This is a genomic window from Acidovorax sp. KNOB132 (assembly GCF_057541515.1).
On sequence record NZ_BAAJYT010000299.1, the window covers coordinates 1 to 4,119 of the forward strand.

Genomic DNA, 4,119 nt, shown 5'->3' on the forward strand with positions numbered 1-4,119 from the left:
ACCCGCGAGGCGCTGGAGGCCGCCCAGCGCGCGGCCTGGCGCAATGCCTTGTGCACCGCCCACGTGGATGTGCTGTGGCGCAGTGGCGACGAGGGCGGCGAGCCTTTGCTGGCCAGTCCGCTGGTGCTGGCCCTGCAGCTGGACGGGCAGGCCCGCGCCGGCACCGATCCGCGAAGTGCCCGCGAAGTGCCGCTCGCACCCGTGCCCCGGCCGATGCCGACGGGCGAGGCCCTGCCCGTGCTGCAGTTGTCCTCCACCGCCTATTCCGATCTGCGCCACTGCCCCTACCGCTTCTTCGCGTTGCGCCAGTTGGGCCTGCAGGAATCCGACGAGCTGGGCGCCGAAGTGGGCAAGCGGGATTTCGGCAATTGGCTCCACGCCGTGCTCCAGCACTTCCACGAGGCGTTGCAGGCAGCGCCGACCGAAGCATTGCCCGGGCGCCGCGCGCTCATGGATGCGGCGGCCGAGGCCGTCACCCACGCGCAGCGGCTGGCGTCGGGCGAGTTCCTGCCGTTCGCCTCCGGCTGGCCGGCCTTGCGCGACGGCTACCTTCGCTGGCTTCAGGACCACGAAGGGCAGGGCGCTGCCTTCCGGCAGGCCGAGGTGCGCTCGGCGCAGTCGCTCGGTCCGCTCCAACTGGTGGGCCTGCTCGACCGCATCGATGCCGTCCGCTCCGGCGTGCCGGGCGAAGCGCCGACTGTGCTGGTGATCGACTACAAGACCGAGAACGAAGCCGTCACCCGCAAGCGCCTGGCCGCCGGCACCGAGGACACACAGCTGGCGTTCTATGCCGCGCTGCTGCATGACGACCACCTGCGCGCGGCCTACGTGAACGTGGGCGAGCGCGGCGACACAAGGACCTTCGAGCAGCCCGACATCGTGGCCCTGCGCGACCAGCTGGTGGAGGGCATCCTGCACGACTTCGAACGCATCGCTGCTGGCGCCGCCATGCCGGCGCTGGGCGAGGGGGCCGTGTGCGACTACTGCGCTGCGCGCGGCCTGTGCCGCAAGGATTTCTGGGCATGAAGAACGCACCATGACGCTGGCCGCCTACGAACACAACGGCCGTCCGGTCACGCGCGAGGCGTTCTATGCGATTGCCTGCGATCCGGACCGCAGCGTGGCGGTGGAAGCCTGCGCGGGCGCAGGCAAGACCTGGATGCTCGTCTCCCGCATGCTGCGCGCCTTGCTGGACGGGTGCGCGCCGCACGAAATCCTGGCCATCACGTTCACGCGCAAGGCCGCGGGCGAGATGCGCCAGCGCCTGCAGGAATGGCTGGAAGAGTTTGCCCAGGCCGAGCCCGAGCGCCTGGCCCGGGAACTGGTCGCCCGCGGCATCCCGCCCGATCGCGCGCTGGAAAAGCGCGTGCTGCTGCAGACGCTGTACCGCTCGATGCTCGAATCCGGGCGGCCGGTGCAGATCCGCACCTTCCACAGCTGGTTCGCCGCGCTGCTGGGCACGGCGCCGCTGGCGGTGCTGCACGCACGCGGGCTGCCCGGCAACTACGAGCTGCTGGAGGACGACGCCGAGGCCGTGCGCCAGGTCTGGCCGCCGTTCCTGCAGCAGGTGGCCGACGATGCCGCGCTGCATGCCGACTACCTCGCGGCAGTGGCCTCGCACGGGCGGTCGCAGACGCACAAGGCCCTGGGCGCGGCGCTGTCCAAGCGCATCGAGTTCGAACTGGCGGACGCGGCCGGCGTGATCGACGCCTCGGTTCCGCCGTTCCATGCGCACTTCCCCGACCTGCAGGGGCTGGACAGCCCGGCCCATGCGCTGGAGGGCGATGCGGTGCGCGCCCGCTGGCTGGCCCGCGCCAGTGCCCTGGGCACCGAATCCAACAAGACCCCGCAAAAGGCGGCCGACGCAGTGGTCGATGCCTTCGCGTGCGAGGACCTGCACGAGCGCCTGGAGCGCTTGCGCCGCGCCTTCTTCGTGGCCAAGGAAGACCGGCTTAGCAAGAACCTGGAGAAGTTCGCCGTGGCGCAGGAGGCTGAGGCCGAGCTGCAGCGCCTGTGCCTGGCACGCCGCCAGCACGAGGCTTGGGGCCACCACCACCGCATGGCCCGGCTCACGCGCGCCCTGGTGGCTGCATTCGCTGCCCTCAAGCGCGATCGCGGCTGGGTGGACATGAACGATGTCGAACGCACGGCGCTCGTCATGCTGTCCGATCCGGTGCTGAGCGGATGGGTGCAGGAGCGGCTGGATGCGCGGGTGCGGCATCTGCTCGTGGACGAGTTCCAGGACACCAACCCGCTGCAGTGGCAGGCGCTGCACGCCTGGCTGTCGGGCTATGTGGGCGCGGGCGGGGGGCGTGCGCCCAGCGTGTTCATCGTGGGCGATCCCAAGCAGAGCATCTACCGCTTTCGGCGTGCCGAGCCGCAGGTGTTCCTCGCCGCGCAGGCCTTCGTGCGCCAAGGCCTGGGCGCGACCTGCTGAGCTGCGACCACACGCGCCGCAATGCGACGGGCGTGATCGACGCGGTCAACCACGTCATGCAGGCCGCGCAGGGCCAGGGGGAATACGCCGGCTTTCGCGACCACACCACCGAGTCCACCGACCCGGGAATGCGGCTGCGCCTGCCCGCGATCACTGCGCCCGATGATGGCGCGGGCCCTGCCTTCGACCCCATGGCGTGGCGCGACAGCCTCACGCAGCCGCGGCACGAGGCCGAGGAAACCCTGCGCATGCGCGAATGCACGCAGGCCGCCCGCTGGGTGGCCGGGCGCATCGCCGACGGCGTGCCGCCGCGCGAGGTGATGGTGCTCGCCCGCAAGCGCGACCGGCTGGCCGCCATGCAGGACGCGCTGCGCGACCTGCACCTGCCCTGCGTGCAGCCCGAAAAAGCTGAATTGGCCGAGGCACCCGAGGTGCAGGACGTGGTGGCGTTGCTGGATGCGCTGGTCTCGCCGGGCCACGACCTGTCGCTGGCCCGCGCGCTGCGCTCGCCGCTGTTCGGGGTGGGCGACGACACGCTCGTGCGGCTGGCGCTGTGGCGGCGCCAGCCGGAGAACCTCGAATGCAGCTGGCTCGATTTGCTATTAAAAAGTGAGCATAATGCCCTAGACTTTATTGCCCTGGGGGTCGATTTGGCTCTATACAAGGGTTGGTTCGACGCATTGCCGCCCCACGACGCGCTGCAGGCCTTCTACACCCACCGCGACGTGCTGGCCCGCTATGCCGCCGCCGCGCCCGCCACCCAGCGCGCCAGCGTGCTCGCCAATCTGCGCGCGCTGCTGTCGGCCGCGCTGCAGATCGACGGCGGGCGCTACCTCACGCCCTACGCCTTCGTCCGGGCGATGAAGCGCGCCGGCCAGCGCGCGCCGGGCCGGGTAGACGCGCAGGCGGTGCGCCTGCTCACCGTGCACGGCGCCAAGGGCCTGGAAGCGCACAGCGTGCTGCTGCTGGACACCGACACCCGCCCGCAAAAGGCCGAGACCATGGGCGTGCTGGTGGACTGGCCGGGCGAAGAGCCGCTGCCGCGCCGCTTCGTCTTCCTCGCCAGCGAAAGCAACCCGCCGCCCAGCGCGGTGGACATGCTCGCCGCCGAACAGGCCGAGCGGCAGCGCGAAGAACTCAACACCCTGTACGTGGCCATGACGCGGGCCAAGCACTGCCTGGCGGTCTCGTCGGTACAACCCTCGTCCTCGGCGCCCGGCAGCTGGTGGAACCGGCTGGCGCCCCTGTTGCAGGATGAGGACGAGAACGTTTTGGCTGAACCTGCCGGCGAAGCCTTGTCGCAAAACGATGGGCGGGCGCAGGACCATGCTTTGCTGGCCGAACTGCCGGCCTGGTCGCCGCCGCCGAAGCCGGAGCCCGATGGCCCGGCCGTCCCGGCGGTGGCCGTGTCCACCCCGGCATCGCGCCAGGGCGAGGCCATGCACCAGTTGCTGGAGCAGGCCGCCATGGCCACCGTCGGCGGGCCGGCCCCTTCCGGCGGCGGATGGCCCGCCACGCGGCTGGCACGGCTGGCGGCAGACTTCGACCTGGCGCCGGAGTCCGCCACCCTGGCCGCCAGCATGGCCCAGCGCATCCTGAGCGGCGAGGGCGCCTGGGCATGGCAGGCCAACGCGGTTGATCGGGCGGTGAACGAGGCCACCATCGTCCACGCCGGGCAGACC

Annotated in this window: 1 protein-coding gene and 1 pseudogene; both read left to right on the forward strand. The window is 71.3% G+C overall.

Annotated elements, in window-relative coordinates; genetic code table 11:
* A partial coding sequence (locus tag AC27IO_RS21310; RefSeq protein WP_498740639.1) for a RecB family exonuclease occupies positions 1-1,026 on the forward strand: 1,026 nt, incomplete at its 5' end.
* A gap of 10 nt (positions 1,027-1,036) precedes the next feature.
* Positions 1,037-4,119 (forward strand): annotated as a pseudogene (locus AC27IO_RS21315) (UvrD-helicase domain-containing protein); the annotation flags it as partial.